General features: G+C 65.3%; 22 protein-coding genes. 12 read left to right on the top strand and 10 right to left on the bottom strand.

Annotation, left to right across the window (positions count from 1 at the left end):
- Nucleotides 1-8: 8 nt before the first annotated feature.
- The gene (locus tag ACSYDV_RS13990; protein ID WP_438324433.1) at nucleotides 9-1,643 is read right to left on the bottom strand and encodes a long-chain-fatty-acid--CoA ligase; all 1,635 of its coding nucleotides are present in this window, start codon (nucleotides 1,641-1,643) and stop codon (nucleotides 9-11) included.
- A gap of 155 nt (nucleotides 1,644-1,798) precedes the next feature.
- Here ACSYDV_RS13990 and ACSYDV_RS13985 point away from each other — a divergent pair, with 155 nt between their 5' ends.
- Nucleotides 1,799-2,257 (top strand): MarR family winged helix-turn-helix transcriptional regulator, encoded by a 459-nt coding sequence (locus ACSYDV_RS13985; protein WP_438324432.1) that lies wholly within the window; start codon nucleotides 1,799-1,801, stop codon nucleotides 2,255-2,257.
- Here the strand turns inward: ACSYDV_RS13985 and ACSYDV_RS13980 are convergent.
- Nucleotides 2,254-2,829: an NADPH-dependent FMN reductase gene (locus tag ACSYDV_RS13980; RefSeq protein ID WP_438324431.1), complete on the bottom strand. Its 576-nt coding sequence runs from the start codon at nucleotides 2,827-2,829 to the stop codon at nucleotides 2,254-2,256. The genes ACSYDV_RS13985 and ACSYDV_RS13980 overlap by 4 nt on opposite strands.
- An 86-nt stretch (nucleotides 2,830-2,915) precedes the next feature.
- Nucleotides 2,916-3,425 (bottom strand): MarR family winged helix-turn-helix transcriptional regulator, encoded by a 510-nt coding sequence (locus tag ACSYDV_RS13975; RefSeq protein WP_438324430.1) that lies wholly within the window; start codon nucleotides 3,423-3,425, stop codon nucleotides 2,916-2,918.
- A 204-nt stretch (nucleotides 3,426-3,629) separates the two neighbouring features.
- On the opposite strand from ACSYDV_RS13975, the gene leuD reads away from it, so the two are divergent.
- Nucleotides 3,630-4,214: a 3-isopropylmalate dehydratase small subunit gene (leuD, locus tag ACSYDV_RS13970; RefSeq protein WP_438324429.1), complete on the top strand. Its 585-nt coding sequence runs from the start codon at nucleotides 3,630-3,632 to the stop codon at nucleotides 4,212-4,214.
- Here leuD and leuC read toward each other — a convergent pair.
- The 4 genes from leuC to ACSYDV_RS13950 all read right to left on the bottom strand — a co-directional run bounded on the left by leuC (nucleotide 4,211) and on the right by ACSYDV_RS13950 (nucleotide 8,326).
- Complete coding sequence (gene leuC / locus ACSYDV_RS13965) at nucleotides 4,211-5,644, bottom strand: 3-isopropylmalate dehydratase large subunit (protein WP_438324428.1); 1,434 nt, start codon at nucleotides 5,642-5,644, stop codon at nucleotides 4,211-4,213. The two genes, leuD and leuC, sit on opposite strands and share 4 nt — an antisense overlap.
- Nucleotides 5,645-5,739: 95 nt before the next feature.
- Nucleotides 5,740-6,195: a MarR family winged helix-turn-helix transcriptional regulator gene (locus tag ACSYDV_RS13960; RefSeq protein ID WP_438324427.1), complete on the bottom strand. Its 456-nt coding sequence runs from the start codon at nucleotides 6,193-6,195 to the stop codon at nucleotides 5,740-5,742.
- The gene (locus ACSYDV_RS13955; RefSeq protein WP_438324426.1) at nucleotides 6,176-7,168 is read right to left on the bottom strand and encodes an ABC transporter substrate-binding protein; all 993 of its coding nucleotides are present in this window, start codon (nucleotides 7,166-7,168) and stop codon (nucleotides 6,176-6,178) included. The genes ACSYDV_RS13960 and ACSYDV_RS13955 overlap by 20 nt, the downstream gene beginning before the upstream one ends.
- A 9-nt stretch (nucleotides 7,169-7,177) precedes the next feature.
- Entirely contained in the window at nucleotides 7,178-8,326 is a 1,149-nt protein-coding gene (locus ACSYDV_RS13950) for a Gfo/Idh/MocA family protein (RefSeq protein ID WP_438324425.1), read from the bottom strand.
- Between the two features lie 122 nt (nucleotides 8,327-8,448).
- On the opposite strand from ACSYDV_RS13950, the gene ACSYDV_RS13945 reads away from it, so the two are divergent.
- The gene (locus ACSYDV_RS13945; protein WP_438324424.1) at nucleotides 8,449-9,699 is read left to right on the top strand and encodes a Rieske 2Fe-2S domain-containing protein; all 1,251 of its coding nucleotides are present in this window, start codon (nucleotides 8,449-8,451) and stop codon (nucleotides 9,697-9,699) included.
- Nucleotides 9,700-9,763: 64 nt separating this feature from the next.
- The gene (locus ACSYDV_RS13940) at nucleotides 9,764-11,230 is read left to right on the top strand and encodes a helicase HerA domain-containing protein (RefSeq protein ID WP_438324423.1); all 1,467 of its coding nucleotides are present in this window, start codon (nucleotides 9,764-9,766) and stop codon (nucleotides 11,228-11,230) included.
- Between the two features lie 30 nt (nucleotides 11,231-11,260).
- Here ACSYDV_RS13940 and ACSYDV_RS13935 read toward each other — a convergent pair whose 3' ends face one another.
- Together ACSYDV_RS13935 and ACSYDV_RS13930 are read right to left on the bottom strand one after the other, a co-directional pair.
- Nucleotides 11,261-12,310, bottom strand: a complete 1,050-nt coding sequence (locus ACSYDV_RS13935) for an ACP S-malonyltransferase (RefSeq protein ID WP_438324422.1) — start codon at nucleotides 12,308-12,310, stop codon at nucleotides 11,261-11,263.
- Nucleotides 12,307-14,508 (bottom strand): dehydrogenase E1 component subunit alpha/beta, encoded by a 2,202-nt coding sequence (locus tag ACSYDV_RS13930; RefSeq protein ID WP_438324421.1) that lies wholly within the window; start codon nucleotides 14,506-14,508, stop codon nucleotides 12,307-12,309. Before ACSYDV_RS13930 ends, ACSYDV_RS13935 begins: the two co-directional genes overlap by 4 nt.
- 166 nt (nucleotides 14,509-14,674) lie before the next feature.
- Here ACSYDV_RS13930 and ACSYDV_RS13925 point away from each other — a divergent pair, with 166 nt between their 5' ends.
- The 8 genes from ACSYDV_RS13925 to ACSYDV_RS13890 are packed head-to-tail and all read left to right on the top strand — an operon-like array spanning nucleotide 14,675 to nucleotide 21,960.
- A complete protein-coding gene (locus ACSYDV_RS13925; protein WP_438324420.1) occupies nucleotides 14,675-15,367 on the top strand; it encodes a DUF4129 domain-containing protein in 693 nt (230 codons plus the stop codon).
- Nucleotides 15,364-16,599, top strand: a complete 1,236-nt coding sequence (locus ACSYDV_RS13920) for a DUF4350 domain-containing protein (protein WP_438324419.1) — start codon at nucleotides 15,364-15,366, stop codon at nucleotides 16,597-16,599. The genes ACSYDV_RS13925 and ACSYDV_RS13920 overlap by 4 nt, the downstream gene beginning before the upstream one ends.
- Nucleotides 16,589-17,554 (top strand): AAA family ATPase, encoded by a 966-nt coding sequence (locus ACSYDV_RS13915; protein ID WP_438324418.1) that lies wholly within the window; start codon nucleotides 16,589-16,591, stop codon nucleotides 17,552-17,554. The genes ACSYDV_RS13920 and ACSYDV_RS13915 overlap by 11 nt, the downstream gene beginning before the upstream one ends.
- A complete protein-coding gene (locus tag ACSYDV_RS13910; protein ID WP_438324417.1) occupies nucleotides 17,551-18,867 on the top strand; it encodes a DUF58 domain-containing protein in 1,317 nt (438 codons plus the stop codon). Before ACSYDV_RS13915 ends, ACSYDV_RS13910 begins: the two co-directional genes overlap by 4 nt.
- Nucleotides 18,864-19,901 carry a stage II sporulation protein M gene (locus ACSYDV_RS13905; protein ID WP_438324416.1) on the top strand — a complete coding sequence of 346 codons (1,038 nt, stop codon included), beginning with the start codon at nucleotides 18,864-18,866 and terminating at the stop codon, nucleotides 19,899-19,901. Before ACSYDV_RS13910 ends, ACSYDV_RS13905 begins: the two co-directional genes overlap by 4 nt.
- Nucleotides 19,898-20,770, top strand: a complete 873-nt coding sequence (locus ACSYDV_RS13900) for an RDD family protein (RefSeq protein ID WP_438324415.1) — start codon at nucleotides 19,898-19,900, stop codon at nucleotides 20,768-20,770. Before ACSYDV_RS13905 ends, ACSYDV_RS13900 begins: the two co-directional genes overlap by 4 nt.
- Nucleotides 20,757-21,452, top strand: a complete 696-nt coding sequence (locus ACSYDV_RS13895; RefSeq protein ID WP_438324414.1) for a nitroreductase — start codon at nucleotides 20,757-20,759, stop codon at nucleotides 21,450-21,452. Before ACSYDV_RS13900 ends, ACSYDV_RS13895 begins: the two co-directional genes overlap by 14 nt.
- A gap of 1 nt (nucleotide 21,453) precedes the next feature.
- Nucleotides 21,454-21,960, top strand: coding sequence for a hypothetical protein (locus tag ACSYDV_RS13890; protein ID WP_438324413.1), 507 nt, complete (start codon nucleotides 21,454-21,456; stop codon nucleotides 21,958-21,960).
- 40 nt (nucleotides 21,961-22,000) lie between these two features.
- On the opposite strand, the gene ACSYDV_RS13885 is transcribed toward ACSYDV_RS13890, so the two are convergent.
- Complete coding sequence (locus ACSYDV_RS13885; protein ID WP_438324412.1) at nucleotides 22,001-22,447, bottom strand: hypothetical protein; 447 nt, start codon at nucleotides 22,445-22,447, stop codon at nucleotides 22,001-22,003.
- Nucleotides 22,448-22,519 lie beyond the last annotated feature (72 nt).

Genomic DNA, 22,519 nt, shown 5'->3' with positions numbered 1-22,519 from the left:
TAATTGGTTCAGCGGGTGACCTCAAACGGCAGCGCATATCCGTCGAGCCCGGCGCGGATCGCGCGCTTGTCGATCTTGCCCGTCGGCCCCAGCGGGATTTCGTCGACGAACAGCACATCGTCGGGCATCCACCATTTGGCGATCTTGCCGTCGAGATAGGCGGTGAGGTCCGCCGCGACCGCGGTCGCACCGGGTTTGAGCTGACAGAGCAGGATCGGGCGCTCGTCCCATTTGGGATGCGCAACGCCGACCACCGCAGCGACCGCGACGGCATCATAGCCGAGCGCGATATTTTCGATCTCGATCGAGCTGATCCACTCGCCGCCCGATTTGATGACATCCTTGGCGCGGTCGGTGATCTGCATATAGCCCTGCGCGTCGATCGTGCTGACGTCCCCGGTGTCGAAAAAGCCCTCGGCATCGAGGACATCGCCGCCGTCACCGCCATAATAGCCGCCCGCGATCGTCGGACCCTTGACCATCAGACGCCCGGGGGTCTTGCCATCGTGCGGCAGGCGATTTCCGGCGTCATCGACGAGCTTCATCTCGAGCCCGCAGAGCAGGCGCCCCTGTTTCAGCTTATACGCCATTTGTTCGGTATCGGGCAGCGCTGCCACCGCGGCATTGGGAACCGACACCGTACCGAGCGGCGAGGTTTCGGTCATGCCCCAGCCCTGAATGACGTCGACGCCATAATCTTCGCGGAAGGTGCGGATAATCGATTCGGGACATGCCGCGCCGCCGATCGTCACCCGCTCGAGCGTCGTGAAGCGTTTGCCATTGTCCTGCATATATTGGAGCAGCATCTGCCAGACCGTCGGCACCGCGGCCGAGTAGGTGACGCCTTCTTGCTCGATCAGATTATAGATGGATTCGCCGTCCATCCGCTGGCCGGGCAGGACTAATTTCGCGCCGACCGCAGGCGCCGAATAGACCACTCCCCACGCATTGGCGTGATACATTGGCACCACCAGCAGCACCGTGTCGCGCGCCGACAGGCCCAGCGCGTCGCGCTGAAGCGTCATCAGTGCGTGGATATAGTTTGAGCGGTGCGAATAGAGCACGCCCTTGGGATTGCCCGTCGTCCCCGACGTGTAGCAAAGCCCGCACGCGCTATTCTCGTCGAACCCGCCCCAGAGATATTCGGCGGACTGCCCCGCGATCCAGTCGTCGAACGCCGTCGCGGCAAAGCTGGTTTCAGGCAGCGAGGCGCGGTCGCAAAAGAAGATCACTTTCTCGATCGACGGCACCTGCGGCAGCAATTGTTCGACCAGATCGGCAATCGCCGGGTCGGCGATCAGCAGCCGGTCGCCGGCATGATTGGCGATATAGGCGATTTGTTCGAGGAACAGCCGCGGGTTGAGGGTGTGGAGAACCACGCCCATTCCCGCCGCGCCATACCAGGCGGCGAGATGGCGGCCGCTGTTCCAGCCCATCGTCGCGACGCGGTCGCCCGGCGCAATCCCTTCGGCGGCGAGCGCGTTCGACACGCGCTTCGCATCGGCATGAATGTCGGCCCAGGTCGAACGGGTGACGCGCCCCTCGGCGTCGCGCGACACAATCTCGCGCGCGCCATGCCAATTCGCCGCATGATCGATAATCCGATCGACCGTCAGCGGCACATTTTGCATCAACCCGTCCATGCGCTCCGTCTCTCCCCCCGGATGTCCTGCCAAGAAAGGTAGTATACTAAGCATTTTATCTTTGCAACGCCACTCTGCCTTGCCTCGCCCTCCCCCTTCTTCTAGCCTGATGCCGTCGGCGCTTCGTCGGCAAATGGGGAAAATCGCTTCCACTCATGCGTACCAACCAACTGATCATTGCCCTTTTTCAACGTTTCTGCTGGCTCGACGAAGGGCTGCAGTCGCGGCTCCACGACCATGGATGGCCCGACGTCAGCCGGTCGCAGTCGATGGTGATGACCAATATAGTCAGCGGCATCGTGCGCCCGTCGGACATCGCCCGCAACATCGGCGTGTCGCGGCAAGCGATCCACAGCACGATCGGGCAGATGGTGACGCTGGGGATCGTCCGGCTTGAGCCCGATCCCGGCGATCGCCGTCACATGATCGTGTCGCTGACCGATCTTGGCACCCAGATGCGCAGCGATGCCCAGCGCGCGATGGATGCGATGACCGCGCAGATCGCGGCGCGACTGGGGCAGGAGCAATTCGACGTGCTGCTGGCGGCGCTCGACGCCGATTGGGGCGACAATATCGAACATGCCGCCCCGATGACGCGGCGGCGCAGCGCCTAAGCCGCCAGCGCCTTCGCGACCGCGATCAGCCGCGCCGTCGTCATATCGACTAGCGACGCAGGCAACGCATCCTTCAGCGCACCCTGTTCGTCGAACGCGGCATAGGCGGCGGGAATGGCAACCTGTTCGGGGATCACCAGCATCTGGATCGTCGACAATATCTGGCGCAGATGCATGAGCGCCCGCAGACCGCCGAACGGGCTGAGCGATGCCGACATGATCGCGGCGACCTTGCCCCGATAGGCGGTCAGCGCGACCAGACCTTCGTCCCCGGTGGGGCGCGAAGCCCAGTCGATCGCATTTTTGAGCAGCGGGGGCAGCGAACCATTATATTCGGGCGACACATAGATATGCCCGTCCTGCGCGGCGAGAATATCCTTGAGCCGCAGCGCGTCCGCTGGGAAGGCGCCTGCCTCGAGCGCGGCCGAATAGAGCGGCAGATCGAAGGTCGAAAGATCGACCCGGGTGACGTCGGCCCCCTGCGCCACAAGGCTCAGGGCGGCGAGTTCACCCAGCATCTTGTTGAACGAACCGTCGCGCGTGCTGCCGACGACTACCGCTATCTTGGTCATTTTCCCTCCCGGACAAAAAATAATTAGCATGCTAACCTATTTTTCGTCCGGTCGGCAATCCCCTCCACACGCTCGCCGCCGTGAAATCAGGCCTTGATGTCCGACAATACCGACAGCTTGCGCGTTTCATCGGACAGATTGTCGATCACCCGGCGCAGCAGCATCTGCAATTGCTCGACCTCTGCGTCCGTCATGCCCTGGGTCGCAATTTCGTGGACCTCGGCATTCATCGGCGCGAGGATCAGTTCCAGCTTCTTCGCGTGCGGGGTCAGATAGATGAAGGTCTTGCGCCGGTCGGAATCGGTCTTTGTCCGCGTGATCAGCCCAGCCTTTTCCAGCCCTTTCAGCGCAACAACCGTCGTCGGTTCGCGCATCCCGACCCGTTCGCTGAGTTCGCGCTGGGTGATCCCGTCCTCACGCCACAACTGGCGCAGAAACCGCCACTGGCCCGCCGACACATCCTGGGTCAACGTACCGCGTTCGAGCAGCCGCGAAAACGACCGAAAAACGATACGCGCAAGATAGCCGATACTGTTTTCCAGATCGGTATAATATTCGGCGGGATGCCGATAGGCTTGGTTCTTCTTGGCCAACATCATTCCCCTTCGGCCGTTCCTGTCCACAAACTTGGCCGTCAACTGATCGAACCTTAGGCCGCGACGATTCGGGCGGCAATATAGTTCGACACGGACTACATAATCGGCCGCCCGCCCCACCGGACAATCGACCCGCATACCAACGGCGTTGCAAAAAACCGATAGCAGCCTATGGTTAGCATGCTAAGTTATTGAGGCATAGTCATGGAAAAATTCACCCGGCTGACCGCAGTCGCCGCCCCCCTGCCGCTGGCCAATGTCGATACCGACATGATCATCCCGGCGCGTTTCATGAAGGCGCTGACCCGCGACGGGCTGGGCGACCATGTGTTTCAGGAGCTGCGCTTTGCCGCCGATGGCCGCGAGCGGGACGATTTCATTCTGAACCGCGCCAGCTGCCGACACGCGCAGATACTGGTGGCCGACCGCAACTTCGGGTGCGGCTCGTCGCGCGAACATGCGGTGTGGGCACTGGTCGACTTTGGCATTCGCTGCGTCATCGCACCGAGCTTCGGTGACATTTTCTCGAACAATGCCCGCAAGAACGGCCTGCTATTGATCCGCCTTCCCGATGACATTTGCGCACGGCTTCGCGACGAAAGCAGCTTGTCGCAGCATGCGCCGATCACCATCGACCTCGAAGCGCAGCAGATCGCGCTGACGTCGGGGGAGACGATCGCCTTCGCGGTCGATGCCGCCGACCGGCGTATCCTGATCGAGGGGCTCGACGATATCGCCCGGACGCTGCGCCACGAAGCCGCGATTTCGCGATTCGAGGACGCCGCCTAATCGAGCATGGAAGGGTCGGCGATGCATCCCGCGATCGCGCTTGCCGCGGCGAGCGCCGGACTCATCAAATGGGTTCGTCCGCCGCGTCCCTGACGATTTTCGAAGTTGCGGTTCGAGGTCGCGGCGCAGCGTTCGCCGGGCGAAAGCCGGTCGGCGTTCATCCCCACGCACATCGAGCATCCCGGTTCGCGCCAGTCGAACCCGGCATCGCGCAGGACGACGTCGATCCCCTCCGCCTCGGCCTGCCGCTTGACCAGCCCCGACCCCGGCACGACCATCGCGCGAATATGCGGCGCGACGTGGCGCCCGCGCACGATATCGGCGACGACGCGCAAATCTTCGATCCGGCTGTTGGTGCAGCTGCCTATAAACACCCGGTCGAGCCGCTGACCGGCGATGGCCGCACCGGGCGCCAGATCCATATAGGCCAGCGCGCGCCCGGCGGTGGCCCGGTCGTCATCGTCGGCCATGGCGGCGGGGTCGGGAATAAGCTGGTCAATGCCGATGACCTGTGACGGATTGGTGCCCCAGCTGACCATCGGGACCACATCGGCCGCGTCGATCGCTATCTCGCGGTCGAAATGCGCACCCTCGTCGCTCGCCAACTCGCGCCAGCGCGCAACGGCCGCATCCCAATCATCCCCCGCCGGAGCCGAAGGGCGGCCCTTCAGATAGGCAAAGCTGGTATCATCGGGCGCCACCAGCCCGGCGCGCGCGCCCATTTCGATGCTGAGGTTGCACAAGGTCATCCGCGCCTCCATCGACTGCGCACGAATCGCGGGCCCGGCATATTCGATGACATGTCCCGTGGCGCCATCGACGCCCAGCGTGCGCAGCAGGTGCAGCGCGAGATCCTTGGCATGAACATGGGGCGCGAGGTCGCCGCCGACCATCACCCGCATGTTGCGCGAGCGGCGTTGGCGGATCGTCTGGGTCGCAAGCACATGTTCGACCTCCGACGTGCCGATGCCGAACGCCAGCGCGCCAAAAGCGCCATGAGTCGAGGTGTGACTGTCGCCGCAAACGATCGTCATTCCCGGCTGCGAGCGTCCCTGTTCGGGCCCGACCACATGGACGATGCCGCCGCGCGGATCGCCCATCGGGAAATTCTCGATCCCGAAACGCGCCGTATTGGTCGCGAGCATCTCGATCTGCGCGCGCGCCTGATCGTCGGCGACCCCCGCCGGGCCGGCCGCCTGCCCCTCGGTCGGCACATTATGATCGCACAGCGCCAGCGCCCGCGCCGGACGCCGGACCGCCCGCCCCGCCGCAGCAAGCGCGGAAAAGGCCTGCGGCGAGGTCACCTCGTGCAGCAGGTGGAGGTCGATATAGAGCAGCGTTTCACCGTCATCCTCGGCGACCGCATGGGCGTCCCATATCTTGTCGTACAAAGTGCGGGCGGGCGGCGCGTGCCGCAAATTACTTAGCATACTAACTTATATCGTCGGGGCGAACGCGGACGCAAGCCTTTATTGCGCAGCACGGCGGTGCTGCGACATGGCGGCTGCGGGGCACGCAGACGATGTCAGTTGGTGAGGTTGTCCTGCGCCAGATTGGCGGTCATGCGCTCGATCACATCGAGGAACAGAGCCTGTTCCTTCGCGCTGATACCCGTCGCGGCGATGCCGTTGACCTCTGCCACATAAGGGAAAAGCGCGGCGCGCAGTTCCTTGGCATGCGGGGTCAGCGCGATTCGCCACTTGCGCTTGTCGTCGGCCGCGCGGGTGCGCGTCACCAGTCCGTCCTTCATCATCGCGGTGATCATCGCAGCGGTCGTGTTTTCGGCAACCCCGGTACGGTCGGAGAGCTGTTTCTGGGTCAGCCCGTCCTCGTCCCACAGTGCGCGCAGATAATACCAGTAACCCGTCGCGATGCCGTGCGCCGCGAGCCGCCGCTGCAACGCGCGGTCGAAGGCGCGGTGCGCACGGCGGACGGCGAAGCCGAAGCTATGCTGGCCGGTGTCAGATTTTGAAGGCTTCAAAACATTCCTCGGCAAAAAGCTCTTCGGGTTGCAGTCGCCGCGACGATAGGCCCTGTTCGTGATGATAGCGCAGGAAGGTGTCAATCACCGCGCGATTCGGGCCGAAGCCATAGGGCCACCAGTCGCGTCCGAGCAAGCTCACCGCCTGTTCGACCGCCGCGATCTGCCATGGCAGCATCGTCTTTAGCGATGCGGTGACGAGCAATTCCTCATACACCTTCGCCTGCGCCGCCTCGAACGCCTTTTGCAGCGACCGCGCAATCCAGCGGTTCTTTTCGTAGATTTCGCGGCGGATCGCGACGACGTGCATGATCGGGAAGATGCCGGTGCGGCGGTAATAATCCTGCTCGACCGGAACGAAATCGGTGAACAGGCGGCGCACCTTGTCGGGCTGTGAATAAAAAGTGCTGGGCGTGCGCGCGGTGTGCAGCGCGTCGATTTCGCCATCCGCCAGCATTTGCGACAGCGTCTGGTCGGGTCCGATCGGCTGGAGCTTGAATTTCTCGGGCAGGGTGAGCTTCAGTTTCTCGTCGCGGCCCGGCTGTTCCTCGCCGCCGGTATAATAGGTCACGCTTGCGGGATCGACGCCATATTCGTCGGCCAAAATGCCGCGGATCCAGACCGGTGCGGTCATCTGATATTCGGGGACGCCGATGCGCTTGCCGATCAGATCGGCTGGGGTCTCGATCCCGCTTTTCGCCGAGACGAAGATGCAGCTGTGGCGGAAGAGCCGCGATGGAAAGACCGGGATTGCGATGAACGCCGGGTCGGGGCGCGACAGGGTGACGCAATAGGAGGACATCGACATTTCGGCGGCGTCGAATTCGCGGTGCCGCAGCATGCGAAAGAAGGTCTCCTCGACCTCGAGCGTCTGGAAATTGAGGTCGATGCCGTCGGGCCGGATGCTGCCGTCGGCGAGCGCCTGGGTACGGTCATAATTCCAGCAGGCGAGCGAAATCGGGAGGCGGGTCATGTCTGTCTTTCAGTGCGAGGAAGGAAGAAGGTCGGAGGGCGCAATGTCGCGGCCCTCGCGCGCCGAGCGAAGGATGGCGTGGCAGACGGCCAGGCTGCCCAAGCCCCAGCGCCCGTCGAACACAGGCGGTTCGCCATCGAGGATTGCCCGGACGAAGGCATCGGCGACATCGGCGCGCTGCACCGGCGGCAAGGGCGCCTCGATGCTGCGCATTCCGTCGTCGCCGTGAAAATTCACCCCGTGCGGGGTCAGTTCGAGATCGGCCTTTTCGCATAGCGCGACGAGTGTGCCGAAGCGCTCGTGATGCTGTGGGGGTGCGCCCACGGGACGGCCCGCAGCAAAAGTGCGCGCCGCCTTTGCGGCCTGTTCGTCGGCACCCGCCAGCGCCGCGCGCGCACGACCATGGGCTGCCGGGTCTTTGATCCCGCCCAGCTCGCCCGCCCAGCCCGCCAGCGCGTCGCTGTCGTAGCGCGCGTAGCCCGAATAGGTGAGGTTCGCGGCGACCCCATTTTCGAAGCTCAGCAGCGCGGTGAACGCCCCCTCGGCCGCGCGCGCGTCCCAGCCGCCGGTCCATGCCCGCACCGATGCGACCCGGCTGCCTGCAAGGCGGCGGATCATGTCGATCTGGTGCGTCGCCTGGCTCAGCACCACCCCGCCGCCCTGCGCGGTATCGAGTTCGGCCGGGCGGCGCGGACGATAGAGGAAGTCGGTGAAGTTCGCGGCGTGGATCAGCCGTACCGCGCCCGCTTCACACGATGCGATCAGATCGGCGGCCAGCGCGACCGGCGGGTCATAGCCATGGCTGGGCCCGACCATCAATATCGTTCCTGCCGCGTCCGCCGCCGCGACCATCGCTGCCGCCTCGGCCAGCGTCACCGCCATCGGCTTTTCAACAAGGACATGCTTGCCCGCTTCGGCCGCCATGATCGCGTGGCGCGCATGAAATTCATGCGGCGACGCGATGTACACGGCGTCGAAATCGGCGCTATGCGCGAACAATTCGTCGGCGCTGGCATAAGCGGGAAGCCCGAAACCCGTGCGCGCATCGGCATGGGGATCGCATCCGGCGACGAGCGTGATTCGCGGATGCGCCGCCAGCGCGGGCACAGTCAGCACCGCGCCGCGCCCCAACCCCAGCACTGCCAATCGCACCGTCATCCGCCGCTCCCGAAAGTCTTGCGCACCCGTCTAACCCCCGCCCCCTTGAAAAGCAAATTACTTCTATATAGAAGTATTTTCAACACAGGCATCGGGCGGCTTCGCCACATTCGGGAAAGACCATGACTCCTCAGCAAAACGACCTCCTCTGCCGCGTCGAAGGCGATGCCCCGATGGGCAAGGTAATGCGCCGCCACTGGATGCCCGTGTGCATGAGCGAGGAAGTCGCCGAGCGCGACGGCCCGCCGCGCCGCGCGCGCCTGCTGGGTGAGAATATGGTCGTGTTCCGCGACACCGAGGGCCGCGTCGGCGTCCTCGACGAGCAATGTCCGCACCGCCGCGCCTCGCTGGTGTTCGGGCGCAACGAGGAATGCGGACTGCGCTGCCTCTATCATGGCTGGAAATTCGACGTGACCGGACAGGCGGTCGACATGTCATCCGAACCCGTCGAGGCCAAGCTGCGCGAATCGATGCGCACCCGCGCTTATCCGGCGCGCGAGGCCGGCGGCTTCGTCTGGGCGTGGATGGGCGACCCCGAAAATCCCGCGCCCTTCGACCCTCCGGTGTGGACCAAGGCGCCCGACGACAGGATCGCGATCGTCAAGATGCACGCCGCGTGCAATTGGGCTCAGGTGCTGGAAGGGTCGATCGATTCGGCGCACAGCAGCAGCCTCCATTCATCGAACATGCCCACCGCAACCGACGTGTCGGGATCGACCGCGACCGACAGCCAGTGGCTGCGCCCGTCGGCCGACAAGTCGCCGCGACTGCAGGTCGAGCGCACCCCCTATGGCTTTCGCTATGCCGCGATCCGCACCCCGATCGCCGACGCCGACAAGCAGGATTACGTCCGCACGACGCTGTTCGCCGCGCCCTTCACCGTGATGATCCCGCCGACCGACCGCTATCGCCTGATCCAGATGCTGGTCCCGATCGACGATGTGAACTGCATGTTTTACTGGATCGCCTGGCACGAGACGAAGGGGATTTCGACCGAGGCTTGGCGGCAATTCTGCGACGCGACCCCCGGGGTCGATATCGATCCCGTCACCTTTCGCAAATATCGCAACGCGGAGAATGATTATCAGCAGGATCGTGCGGCGATGGCCGCCGGCGACTTCACCGGGATCAAGGGCATTCCGACGCAGGATATGGCGATGTGGGAATCGATGGGGCCGATCGCCGACCGCAGCCATGACAAGCTGGGATCGAGCGACCGCGCGATCTTCGAATTCCGCAAGATCATGCTCGCGCAGGCCAAAGAGGCGGGCACGGAAGCGCCCGAAAAACGATGGCGCAATGCCGACCTCTTCACCTTCGAAGGCATGGTGAGCCATAGCGACGACTGGCGCGCGGTGTTGCCGCCAGCCTGACGGGGCACGCCCGTTTTGGCCTTGCCCGTTGTCAAGCCAACGGCGTCCCGGTAGGGGCAGGCGCGTGGACAGCAGCATCGAAATCGGAACCGAAGGAGCGGGCAGGGCCGTCCATATCAACGTGCAGGAACTGCTCGCGACGCGCCTGCTCGTCCAGGGCAATTCGGGGTCGGGCAAGTCGCATCTTTTGCGCCGCCTGCTCGAAGAAAGCGCCGAGCTGGTCCAGCAGGTCGTGATCGATCCCGAGGGCGATTTCACCACCCTCGCCGACACGTACAGCCATGTCGTCGTCAATGCCGGCGACTATAATGAGCGCGAGATTGCAGCGATGGGTGCGCGCATCCGCGAGCATCGCGCCTCGGTCGTCCTCAGCCTCGACACGCTGGATATCGAAGCGCAGATGAGCTGCGCCGCAGTTTTCCTGAACGCGCTGTTCGATGCCCCGCGCGAATATTGGTTCCCCGCGCTGGTGGTCGTCGACGAGGCACAGATGTTCGCGCCCAGCGCATCGGGCGACGTCGCCGACAATGTCCGCCGCGCCAGCCTGAGCGCGATGACCAATTTGATGTGCCGCGGACGCAAGCGCGGACTCGCGGGGGTGATCGCCACCCAGCGGCTCGCCAAGCTCGCGAAGAATGTCGCCGCCGAGGCAAGCAACTTCCTGATGGGGCGTACCTTCCTCGACATCGACATGGCGCGCGCCGCCGACCTGCTCGGGATGGAGCGCCGGCAGGCCGAACAGATCCGCGAGCTCGAGCGCGGATCCTTCCTTGGCCTTGGTCCCGCAATTTCGCGCCGGCCGATCTCGGTCAGGATCGGCGCAACCCGGACGGCGACGCGCATGGGAACCCACGGCCTGATGCCGATGCCCGCCGCCGAGCCACAGGATATGCGCACCATGTTGTTCGCCGAACTGGAAACGCAGGTGAAGCCGCCTCCGCCCCCTGCCCCGCCGCCGGTCGCGCCCGATGAACTGATCCGCCGTTTCGCCGAACAGGCTGCAACGGACCATGACGACGGCAGCGCGAGCGATGGCAGCAGCGCACCCGAAATCGACACGCCCGACGTCGATGCCGCGATCATCACGGTGCTTGAAGACATGCTCGCCGATCCCGGCAACGCCTTTCACCCCGAATCCTTCCTCTATCAGGATTTCTCGGTGCGCTGCCGGATGCAGCGGCTGGCGCGCGTCCCGCTCGACCTCACCCAGTTTCGCCGCCGCTTCGCCTTTGCCAAGGGCGGCATCTTTGAACCGGCCCAGCCCGAGTGGCAGGAACTGATCGGCGCGGCCGGACAGCTTCCCGACGACATGCTCGCGCCCTTCACCCTGATCGCGCGCGCGGCCATGGAGGGGAGCGCCTGCCCCGACGATGACGCGCTCGCGCGCGCCTATGGCACCAGTTCGTCGGGCCGCGTCCGGCGCCTGCTCGAGTATATGGAAAAGCAGGGCGCGATCGTCGTGCGATCCGATTTCGGCGGCCGACGCTCGATCGGCATTCCCGCATTGGGCGTCAGCACCGAGGCCGAGTAACGCGGGGACGATACGGGCCGTTGCGAGCTATCAGCCTTTTACGACACGCTCGCGCTGTTCAGGCCGGCCCATCGAGAGCAGGACGGGATTTTTCGCCTGCCGTGCCATGAAATCGGCCTTGTCCGCTATGCCCTGCCAGCCGATGCCGATCAGCGATTGCGCGATCGCGCCGCCCAGCGTGTCGCCGGGGCCGGGCAGGATGATGACGTCGGGGGCATATTCCTTGACCGCCACCTGCACCGACAGCGCAAAATCATAGGGCGCGAGAATCTGGTGGCCGAAGCTGTAATTCCACAGCGCCTCCGGCTCGCTGGACAGGCGGCGCCAGATATGGCCGCGCCCATCGACCAGCGGCAGCGCAGGGCGTCCGAATAGCGAGGCCGGCAATTCCGCCTTCGCCTTGTCCGAGCTGCCGAACATCAGCGGCATGTGGAACGGGCCGTGTCCTGCAAGGCGCAGTGGATCGCGACCGGGTGTCGGCGGCGCTTCGGCAAGCAGCGCCGCAAGGCCCTCTTCATTGCCCGCGAGCACGAGCATTCCGGCGAGGTCGATCGACAGCGCAAGCGCATGGCCCGACCGCGCGCCGATAGCGGCGACGAGCGCGAGCAGGGTTTCGCGCAGGCCCGGCACCGGCCGCCAATCCTCGTCGACGATCTGGAGCAGTATTTGCCCACCGGGTCCGTGGGTCTGGCTGTTGAGCCCCATCGCATTGCTGATGCGGAAGCCGTCCTCGACCGACACCGCCCCACCGCAGGCGAGCGCGCTGTACCAGCCCATCGAATTGCCCGCTACGGCAACGATGTCGAATGCCTCGCGGTCGATGCTGAGGAAATCGAGGACCGTTGCGGTGTAGATCAGCGGCGCCGCGACGTCGCCGCGCATATGGGTCGCAACGCTGAAGCGTTCGGCACCGTCGAGTTCGCTGACCGTCGGCTGGTCCCGCTCGCGGCGTTGCGCATCGAAGTTCGCAATGAGGTCGCCGAAGCGCGCGCCGTGCACCCGGGCGATGCTGCCAAGTTCGCCCTTGCCATAGGTGCCGCGCCCGGGGGCGACGACGAGGGCGGTTCTGCGCGCGCTCATGCCAAAAGCTCCTTTGCCGCCGCATAGATGGAATCGCGGCTGGGCAGGGTCAGCGTCGCCGCGCGGCCGAGCGGAATGAAGCTGTCATCGGCGGCGATGCGCGCGATTTTCTTGCCCGGGGTGCGCTCGACGAAGGTCGCCATCAGCGCTTCGCTCTGCGATCCGGTGATACGGCATTCGTCAACGATCAGAATGCGCTTGGCGTCGCCGACCGCCGCCACGAGCTTTTCCTCGTCAACCGGGCCGAGCCAGCGCAGGTCGATCACGCGCGCCTTCACGCCATCAGCCGCGAGCAATTTTTCGGCTTGGCGCGAATAATAAGTGCCATTGCCATAGGTGACGATCGCGAGGTCGGTCCCGTCACCGTGCACGCCAACCTCGCCCAGCCGGATCGGCGTATCCGAGCCGGGCGCTTCATAGACGCTGGTCCACAGACCATCGCCCTCTTCGTGAAGGTCGCGGGTCATATAGAGCGCGATCGGTTCGACGAAGACGACGACGCGCTGTTCCTCGCGCGCGAGCCGCACGCATTCGCGCAGCATCGCCACCGCATCGCGGCCGTTCGAGGGCACGGCAAGGATGACCCCCGGAATGTCGCGGAAGACCGCAAGGCTGTTGTCGTTGTGAAAATGGCCGCCGAAGCCCTTCTGATAGCCGAGCCCCGCGATGCGGAGCACCATCGGGTTGGTATATTGGCCGTCGGAGAAAAAGCTGAGCGTCGCCGCCTCGCCGCGGATCTGGTCCTCGGCATTGTGGACATAGGCGAGGAACTGGATTTCAGGCATCGGCAGGAAATCATTGTGCGCCATGCCGATCGCGAGCCCGAGAATCGCCTGTTCGTCGAGAAGCGTGTTGACGACGCGCGCCGATCCGAAGCGCTGATGCAGCTTCGCGGTGACATTATAGACCCCGCCCTTCGGCCCGACATCCTCGCCCGCGATGACGATTTCAGGATAGGCAAGCATCAGGTCGGCGAGCGCCCAGCTGAGCAGGCGCGCCATATGCTGCGGCTTGTCCATCGCGCCGGCGTCGCTGCCGAACATCGCCTTGCGATCCTCGGCCGAGGGCGTATTCGCGCGGACGACCTCGCGCTTCGGCGGGATCAGGCTCTCCATCACATGCGCCGGCGTCGTGATCTTCGGGCGAAGGATCGCCGCTTCGGCCTGCCGGGCGAGCGTTGTGCCAATATCTTCATAGGCTTCGGCGATTTCAGCCGGGGTCATCCAACCCTGTTCGACCATCAGCGCCGCGCCCGCGAGCAACGGGTCGCGCGCCTCGTCGGCCTCGATCAAGGCCTTGGGAAGATAGGCGCCCTGCACGTCCGACCCGGCGTGGCCATAGAGGCGCACCGTTGCCATGTGGAGGAACACCGGCTTGCGATAGCGGCGCGCATAATCGGCCGCCTCGCACGCCCCGGCATAGGCCGACGCAAGGTCAGTGCCGTCGCACTGGATATAATGGAGGCCCGCACGGTGGCGGAACTGCGCCTCGATCCAGCCGGTCGGGGTGCGGGTCGAAATGCCGATGCCATTGTCTTCGCACAGGAAGATCAGCGGCATCGGCGAGCCCTGGAACGCCGCCCAGCCGGCGGTGTTGAACGCGCCCTGCGCGGTCGAGTGGTTCGCCGACGCGTCGCCGAAGCTGGTGAGGACTACCGCATCGTCGGGGAGCGGCAAACCCGTCCGGCCCAGCCGCCGCGCGATTCCGATCGAGAAGGCCGCGCCGACCGCCTTGGGCAGATGCGAAGCGATGGTCGAGGTTTGCGGCGGGATGTTGAGCGGCTTCGACCCGATCACCTTGTGGCGTCCGCCCGAAATCGGATCCTCGCTCGACGCCGCGAAGCTCAGCAACATGTCCCACGTCGCCGTCTGCCCCGGTACTTGCCGCGCGCGGTGAAGCTGAAAGGCGTTGGAGCGATAATGAAGAAACGCCATGTCGGTGACGCGCAGCGCCGCGGCGACGGCGGCATTGCCCTCATGCCCCGACGAGCCGATCGTATAGAAACCCTCGCCGCGCGCCTGAAGATGGCGCGACAGCCGGTCCATCTGGCGGCTGGTTAACTGCGAGAGAAAAATATCGGTCGCGTCACCGCGCGAGAGGCCCGCTGTTGCCGGATCGGGCGCATCGCCGCGACCGGGCAGTCTCCCCTGCATCAGTGCCGCAAGGAATTTTTCATGTACCGCCTGCGCCGCGTCCACGCCCGATCTCCTGTTCACCCCGACCAGTTACACTTGTAACCATAGGACCCATTTTTCTGCGCGCTAGAACGGGCCACCGCGACACGCAAGCATCTCTTGCCTTGGCGCGCCGCGTCGCGCTACCACTTGTTGCGATGACGGAGCGGAACGGGGCCATCTTTTCAATATGATGTCGATGTGGATCGCGCAGACGTCGGCCGCCTCCGCGCCGCCGGGCGAAGGCTGGCTCCTTGACCCCGAATTGATCGATCCGGGCTATGGCCAGACGATGGCGGGCGGTGAAATCCAGACCAGCTTTCCCCCGCCGCCGCCAACGCCTCCCACGCCCGAATGGCTGAAATCGCTACTCCAGGCGATCGGCGATTTTTTCCAGTGGAGCGCCCCGGCCCTGAAACCCCTGCTGTGGATCGGCGCGATCCTGCTGCTGCTTTTCATCCTCTATCATTTCGTTCCGGCCTTTGCGCAGTGGGTCGACGACATCAGATTTCGCCGCCGACAGGGGACGGCCGAGGAAGACATGGCCGGACAGGCGGAGGCCGGCGCGGCACGCGCGCTGCTGGCGGAAGCGGACGCCCTCGCCGCCGAGGGTCGATTTGCCGAGGCCGCTCACCTGCTCCTCTACCGCAGCGTCGAGGACATCGAGGGCCGCCGCCCCGGCCTTGTGCGGCCAGCGATGACCTCTCGCGACCTTGCCGAAACGCACGACCTGCCGACGGTCGCCCGTGATGCGTTCAGCCGCATCGCGCGCGCGGTCGAAATCAGCCTGTTCGGCGGACGGTCGATCGACGCCGCCGCGTGGCAGCAATGCCGCGCCGCCTATGCCGAGCTGACCGTGCCAAAAAATTGGGCGCGTGCATGAGCGCTTCCGCAGCCCATGACGCCGGTTTCAACCCGCGCCTGATCGGCGGCGTGGTGGTTATCGGCATCGTCGCTTTCATCGCGCTCTGGGCGCTGATCGCGCTCGGCCCGCAGCTTTCGAGCGGCAATGACGGCGGCGGCCACGCGCTGTCGAAAGCCGCCCCGGGCTATGCCGGCATCGTCGATCTGCTCGAGCGCGCGGGGGCCGATGTCGAACTGCGCCGACAGGTCGAGACCACGCAATACGAGGATTATGAGCCGATCATCGTCCTGACTCCGACCGAGCGCACGCGGCCCGAAGAGATGAAGGAGTTGATCGAAGCGCAAGGCAGCGCTCCGGTGCTGATCATTCTGCCCAAATGGATTGCCGGCCGCATCCCGGGCGAAGCCGCCAAGCCCGGCTGGGTCAGCGGAGGTGTCGCCAACCCGCCCCCCACGCGGCTGCTTCCGTCCGAATATTTCGGCGAGGTGCGCATCGCGCGCGCGCCGCAGGGCGGCGGGACAGCCCGCGGCCTTGTGGCGGGGCGCGAGCTGACGCTGGCTTTGCCCGCCCAGCTTCACACCGTCGCGGGCGACGAACTCGACACGCTGATTGCCGGACCGGGGGATACAGCGGTTCTGGCCCGTACCAGCAACCGCGACCTCTATATTCTTTCCGACCCCGATCTCGTCAACAACCTCGCCTTTTCCTCGCGCGACAAAGCGCGCGCCGCCGCAATGCTGATCGACGCGGTTGCCGAGGATGCCGATGCCGACGGCTTGGCCTTTGACCTGACGCTCAACGGGTTCGGCGGCGGGCGTTCGCTCCTCCGCTTCGCTTTCGTCCCGCCGTTCATCGGCATCACCCTGTGCCTGATCGCGGCCGGCCTGCTCGCATTGTGGCAGGCGTGGATACGCTTTGGCCCATCGCTGAAACCGCAGCGCGCGATCCCGGTGTCGAAGGCGGCGCTGATCGCCAACAGCGCCGACCTGATCAGGCAGGCCCGGCGCGAACTCGATGGCGCCGATGCTTTCGTGCACAGCCAGCGCATCGCCATTGCGCGGCGGCTGCATGCCCCGGCGGGGCTCGACACCGCCGCAACCGATGCATGGATCGACAAGCATCTGCCGCCGGACGGCGACCTTTTCTCTTCGCTCGCACGGCGCCTGCCGCTCGCGCGCAACACCCATGAGTTTCTGGCAGACGCGCAGGCGCTGCACGCCATCAGGAAGGATTTACTCCGTGACAGCTAATGCAATCGAGAGCGTTCAGGCGCTGGGCGCCGCGATCGAGGGCGAGGTCGCCAAGGTGGTGTTCGGTCAGGGGCCGCTCACCCGCATGGTGACGATCGCGCTGCTCGCGGGCGGTCATGTCCTGCTCGAGGGCCCGCCGGGAACCGCGAAGACCCTGCTCGCGCAGGCCTTTGCGCGCGCGACGGGGCTGGGCTTCGGACGCATCCAGTTCACCCCCGATCTGATGCCGGGCGATATCCTCGGTTCGAACCTGTTCAACTTCCAGACGTCGAGCTTCACCCTGACCAAAGGGCCGATCTTCACCGAATTGCTGCTCGCCGACGAAATCAACCGCACCCCGCCGAAGACGCAGGCCGCGCTGCTCGAGGCGATGCAGGAACGCCGTGTGACGATCAACGGCGAAGCGCATGTCATGAGCCCGCGCTTCACCGTGCTCGCGACGCAAAATCCGATCGAACAGCAGGGCGTCTATCCGCTGCCCGAAGCGCAGCTCGACCGTTTCCTGTTCAAACTGGTCGTCGATTATCCCGCCGCCGACGAAGAGCGCCGCATCGTCGCCGACCATGGCGGCCGTTTCAAAAGCCCCGCGATCGCCGATTTCGGTGTCACCGAGGTGGCGAACGCCAAGACGATCGAAACCGCGATCGATACCATTGCGACCGTCCGGCTCGCCGATGAAATCGTCGATTATATCGTCCGGCTGGTCCGTGCGACGCGCGAAAGCGCCGATCTGGAATGCGGCGCTTCGCCGCGCGCCGCGACCCTGCTCGCGCGCGCCGCCTGCGCCGCCGCCGCGCTCGACGGGCGCGATTATGTGATTCCCGACGATGTTCAGCGGCTTGCCCCCGGCGTGCTGCGCCATCGCGTCATCCTGTCGGCGGCGGCCGAGATCGAGGGCCGCAATGTCGAACAGGTGGTCGCAGCGCTGCTCGAACATGAGGAAGTCCCACGATGATCTACCCGACCCGCCGGGCGATCTATCTGCTGCTGGGCGGAGCGCCGGTGGCGCTCGCGCTCGGGCTGATCCGGCCCGAGTTGTGGCTGGTCGCGCCCGGCTGGATCGCCCTGATCCTCGCATGCCTGCTGCTCGACGCGGTCGCGGGCGCGAACCCGCGCCACCTCGCGATCGATGCGCGCTTTCCGCATCAGGTCGGGGTCGGCGACCCGTTCGACATGACGCTCTCTGCAACCGGCCGCGCGGTCCCGTACCGCGCCGAAATCGCCCTTGCGCTCGACGAGCGGATCGCGCCGGGGGGGCGGCTGGCAGCCGACATGACGGCCGCGGGCGGAGCCGACACGCTGGTTCGGACCCTGTCGCTTTCGGCATCGCGGCGCGGTCAGGCTATGATCGAAGCGCTTTGGGTCCGCTGGGCCGGGCCGCTCGGCCTCGTCTGGAAACAGCGGCGCTTCGCGATCGATCGCGCCATCGGCGTCGTCCCCAGCCTGCGCGCGGTAACCGAGGAAGGCAGCCGCCTGTTCCAGCGCAACAGCTGGTTTGGCCTCCGCCAGCAACAGCTGCGCGGCGAAGGCAGCGAGTTTGAAGCACTCGCCGAATATCAGCCGGGGATGGACCGGCGCGCGATCGACTGGAACGCTTCGGCGCGCCACGTCAAACTGCTCGCCAAGGAATATCGGGTCGAGCGCGACAATCGCGTCGTGCTGGCGATCGACGGCGGCCGGACGATGGCCGAACCCGTCGGCGGCATGCCGCGCGTCGACCGCGCGGTGTCGGCGGCGCTGCTGCTCGCCTATGTCGGGCTGAAGCTGGGCGACCGGATCAGCCTGTTTTCCTTTGCCGCCAAGCCGCAGGCGCTCACCCCCGCCTATATGCACACGCAGGATTTCCCGGCGCTGCAACGCGCCGCGAGCCTGATCGACTATGCCCATGTCGAAAGCAATTTCACCCTCGCGCTGACGACGCTGTCGGCGCAGCTCACGCGCCGATCGCTGATCATATTGTTCACCGAGTTCACCGATGCGACGAGCGCCGACCTGATGATCCGCGCCGCCGGACGGCTGGTGAAAAAGCATCGCCTGCTGTTCGTCGTGATCAAGGATGAGGAAGTCGAAAGCGAAGAGCGCCGCCGCCCCGAAAGCGCCGCCGACGTCACGCGGTCGAATGTCGCCGCCGCGATGCTGCGCGACCGGCAACTGGTGATTGCACGGCTGCAGCGCTTGGGCGCCGACGTGATCGAAGTACCCGCCGATGCGATGGGCGCGGGCGCGGTCGAGGCCTATCTGGGCGTCAAGCGGGCGGGCAGCCTGTGATTCCCGCCGCCCCCACCCCGCGCGCGATCGATGCGCCGAGCTTTTCGACCAGCCGCTTTCGCGCCGAGCGCGAGTCCGACTGGATCGCGTTCGAAATGCTGCTGACCCGGCTTGAAAAACGCGGCGCCAAGACGCTGACCAGCGACGAGCTGTTGCAGCTTCCCCTGCTCTATCGCGCCACCCTGTCGTCGCTGTCGATCGCGCGCGCGACCAGCCTCGACAAAGCGCTGCTCGACCATCTCGAGGCTTTGTCGATCCGCGGCTATTTCCTCGTCTATGGCGTGCGCGAAACGCGGCTCAGTCGCCTGCGCCGCTTCTTCCTCTATGACTGGCCGGCCGCGGTGCGGTCGGTGTGGAAGGAAACGATCATCATCGCGCTGATCATCCTGCTCGGCGCGCTGACCAGCCATTCGCTCGTCGCCAGCGACCCCCAATGGTATTTCAATTTCGTAGATGAGGAGATGGCGGGCGGACGCGATCCGCGCGCGACGGCCGAATATCTTCAATCGACATTGGGGCACGGCACAGCGGCCAGCGAGCAGAAGGACGGGCTCCACGTTTTTGCGACCTATTTGTTCACCCATAACAGCCGGGTATCGATCATGTCCTTTGCGCTGGGCTTTGCCTTTGGCGTGCCGACGATGATGCTGGAATTTTATCAGGGCATCGGCCTCGGGGCGATGCTGGCGCTGTTTTCGTCGAAGGGGCTCGGCTTCGACTTCGGCGGCTGGCTGTTCATCCATGGCACGACCGAACTGTTCGCCGCCGCCCTGTCCGGCGCAGCGGGCCTGCGCATCGGCGCCGCAGTCGTCTTTCCCGGCGCGCGCGGACGATTGCAGGCGGCGTCGGACGCGGGGCGAACCGCGGGCAAGGTGATGGTCGGCGTCATCCTGATGCTGCTCGTCGCGGGCCTCCTCGAGGGTTTTGGGCGCCAGCTGATCACCGACACGATGCTGCGTTACGGCATCGGTACGCTGATGCTGCTGTTCTGGCTGGCCTATTACTACATCCCGCGCCGCGAGGACGTCGCATGACCGCTGCACTCGCCAACGCCCGGCGCCGCACGGCCGAGGGCCGGAAGATCCGGCAATTCATCACGCCGGAGGGCGTCGATCTGGAACTCAAGATCGCGAGTTCGGGGCTTCGGCTGGGCGCGCTGCTGATCGACATCGTGCTGATCCTGATCATTTTGACCCTCTTCTCGCTGGCGATGATCTGGGCCGGAATGGCGTCGGGGTCCGACATCATGGTCGTCGTGTGGATGCTCGGCGCCTTTGTCCTGCGTACTTTCTGGTTCATCGGTTTCGAACTGGGACAGCGCGCCGCGACGCCGGGCAAGCGATTGGTGGGCATCCGCGTCGTCGCACGCGACGGCGGGCGCCTGACCGCCGATGCGGTGGTCGCACGCAATCTGATCCGTGAGCTTGAACTTTTCCTGCCGCTGATGATGCTGGGCGTCGGCGCGGCGGAGGATATGGTCTCGGGCTGGACGATCCTCGCCGGAGTTGCCTGGTCGCTGACGCTCAGCCTGTTCCTGCTGTTCAATCGCGACCGGATGCGGATGGGCGACCTGATCGCCGGGACATGGGTGGTGATGGCACAGCGTGCCAAACTTGACGCTGACATCGCAGCGGGAAGCGAACAGGACAATGCGATCCGCTTCAGCGATGCCGAACTGGGCGTCTATGGCATTTTCGAGCTGCAAGAGCTGGAACGCGTGCTACGCATCCACGATCCCCGCGCTATGCGCGAGGTCGCCGACGCGATCCGTGCCAAGATCGGCCGCCCGGTCGCCGAAGAGGATGACGTCTTTCTGCTTTCCTATTATCGCCAGCTAAAGGCCCGGCTCGAACGCAAATTGCTGTTCGGCAAGCGCCGAGAGGATAAATATGCCCAAGACTGACACGCTTTCCCTTTCGGTTACCGAAACGCTGAACCGCCGCCGCTCAGTGCGCGCCTTCACCGACCGCGCGGTCGATCCTGCGCTGCTGCGCGAAATCTTCGCCGTGGCACAGCGCGCGCCATCGGGCGGCAACCTCCAGCCCTGGCAGGCAATTGTGCTGAGCGGCGAACCCTGGCAGGCGATGAAAGACGCCGTCGCCGCGCGCATCGCGATGGGACGCGAAGGTTATGAGCCCGAATATGATATCTACCCCAAGGGCCTGACCGAACCGTGGGAAGCGCGCCGTTTCGGTGTCGGCGAAGGGCTGTATGCCGCATTGGACATTCCGCGCGAGGACAAAGCCGGGCGGCTCGCTCGGTTCATGGAAAATTACCGGGGTTTCGGCGCACCGGTGATGCTTTTTCTCCATTGTTCGCGCATCATGGGACCGCCGCAATGGTCGGACATGGGCATGTGGCTGCAATCGGTGATGCTGTTGCTCGTCGAAGCGGGTCTCGCCAGCTGTCCGCAAGAATGCTGGGCGATGTACGGCAACACCGTGCGCCGCACACTGGCGCTGGACGATGGACAGATTTTGTTCACCGGGCTTGCGATCGGCTATGCCGACGAGGATGCGGCGGTGAACCAGTGGCCGGTGCCGCGCGCGCCGCTGGATGAAGTGATCGATTGGCAGGGATTTTAAAATGACCAGCAAAAGTGCCGGATTTCGTCATGCCATCGCGGGGGCGTTGGCGCTCGCTCTGGCGGGCTGCACTGCGATCCCGCAGCCGGTCGCGCCTCCCCCGCCCCGGCCTGTCGCGCCGACGCCCGCGCCGACCCCGGCCCCGCTACCGACACCGTCCAAAAGCTGGGAGGATCGGGCCGTCGATAGCGGCGCATGGCGTTACGATGCCGGCAACCGGACCGCGGCCTTCGTCCCCACGGGCAGCGCAAACCCGCTGCTGACGATGGCCTGCAACGGCGAATCCATTCGGCTGACCTCGGCGCTCGCGGGCAATGTCAGCCTGCGCACCAGCGCCGGCACCGACCAGATTCGCTTCGATGGCGGGAACGCAAATCTGGGCAACCGCGACGCGCGGCTCGACAAGATCGCCTTCAGCCGCGGCCGTTTCGCGCTGGAAACCCCGGGCGGGGCGCTAACCCTGCCTGTTCAGTCCGAAATCGGACGTGTGATCGAAGATTGCCGATAGCGAACGTCGCCCCCGCGAAGGCGAGGACGACGCAGAAACCTCACCCGCCCAGCTGGACCGTGCCGCCCCTGATCCAGCCCCAGCGGCACGGACCCTGATATTCGCGGGCATTGGGGACCGACTTGCCGATGCCGCACATGTCGGGATCAGTACCGGGAGCGGTGAACACCACGCCGAACCAGGCATCATTCTCGGCCGCCTCGCACAGCGACACTTTCTCGCCGCCCGCAAGCTTTGCCTTTACGGCGCGCGTTTCGCCCGGTGCCCAATATACATCGGTGCCGCCCGGCTTCACGCGCGAAATACTCGAACAGGCAGGAAGGCTGGGGCCTTCGGTGCCGATCATCACGGCGCGGGTCGCCAGCGGTTCGCCGGCAACGACAGGCGCATTGTCAATCGGCGGCGCGGCTTCGGAACAGCCCGCAAGTGCGAGCGCCAGCAGCGTGGCGGAAGGAAGGGCGAGGCGAGCGAAAGGAGAGCGTTTCATGCCGCGAAACTAGCCGCCGCAGCGCGTGCACGCAACGCTCCTCGCCCGGCCCCCGAGAGCCGCATTTTCGCT

This window comes from Sphingopyxis selenitireducens (genome assembly GCF_051550705.1).
Lineage (GTDB): Bacteria > Pseudomonadota > Alphaproteobacteria > Sphingomonadales > Sphingomonadaceae > Sphingopyxis.
Note: the sequence above shows the minus strand (reverse complement) of the source record. Positions and strands in the feature narration are given on the sequence as shown.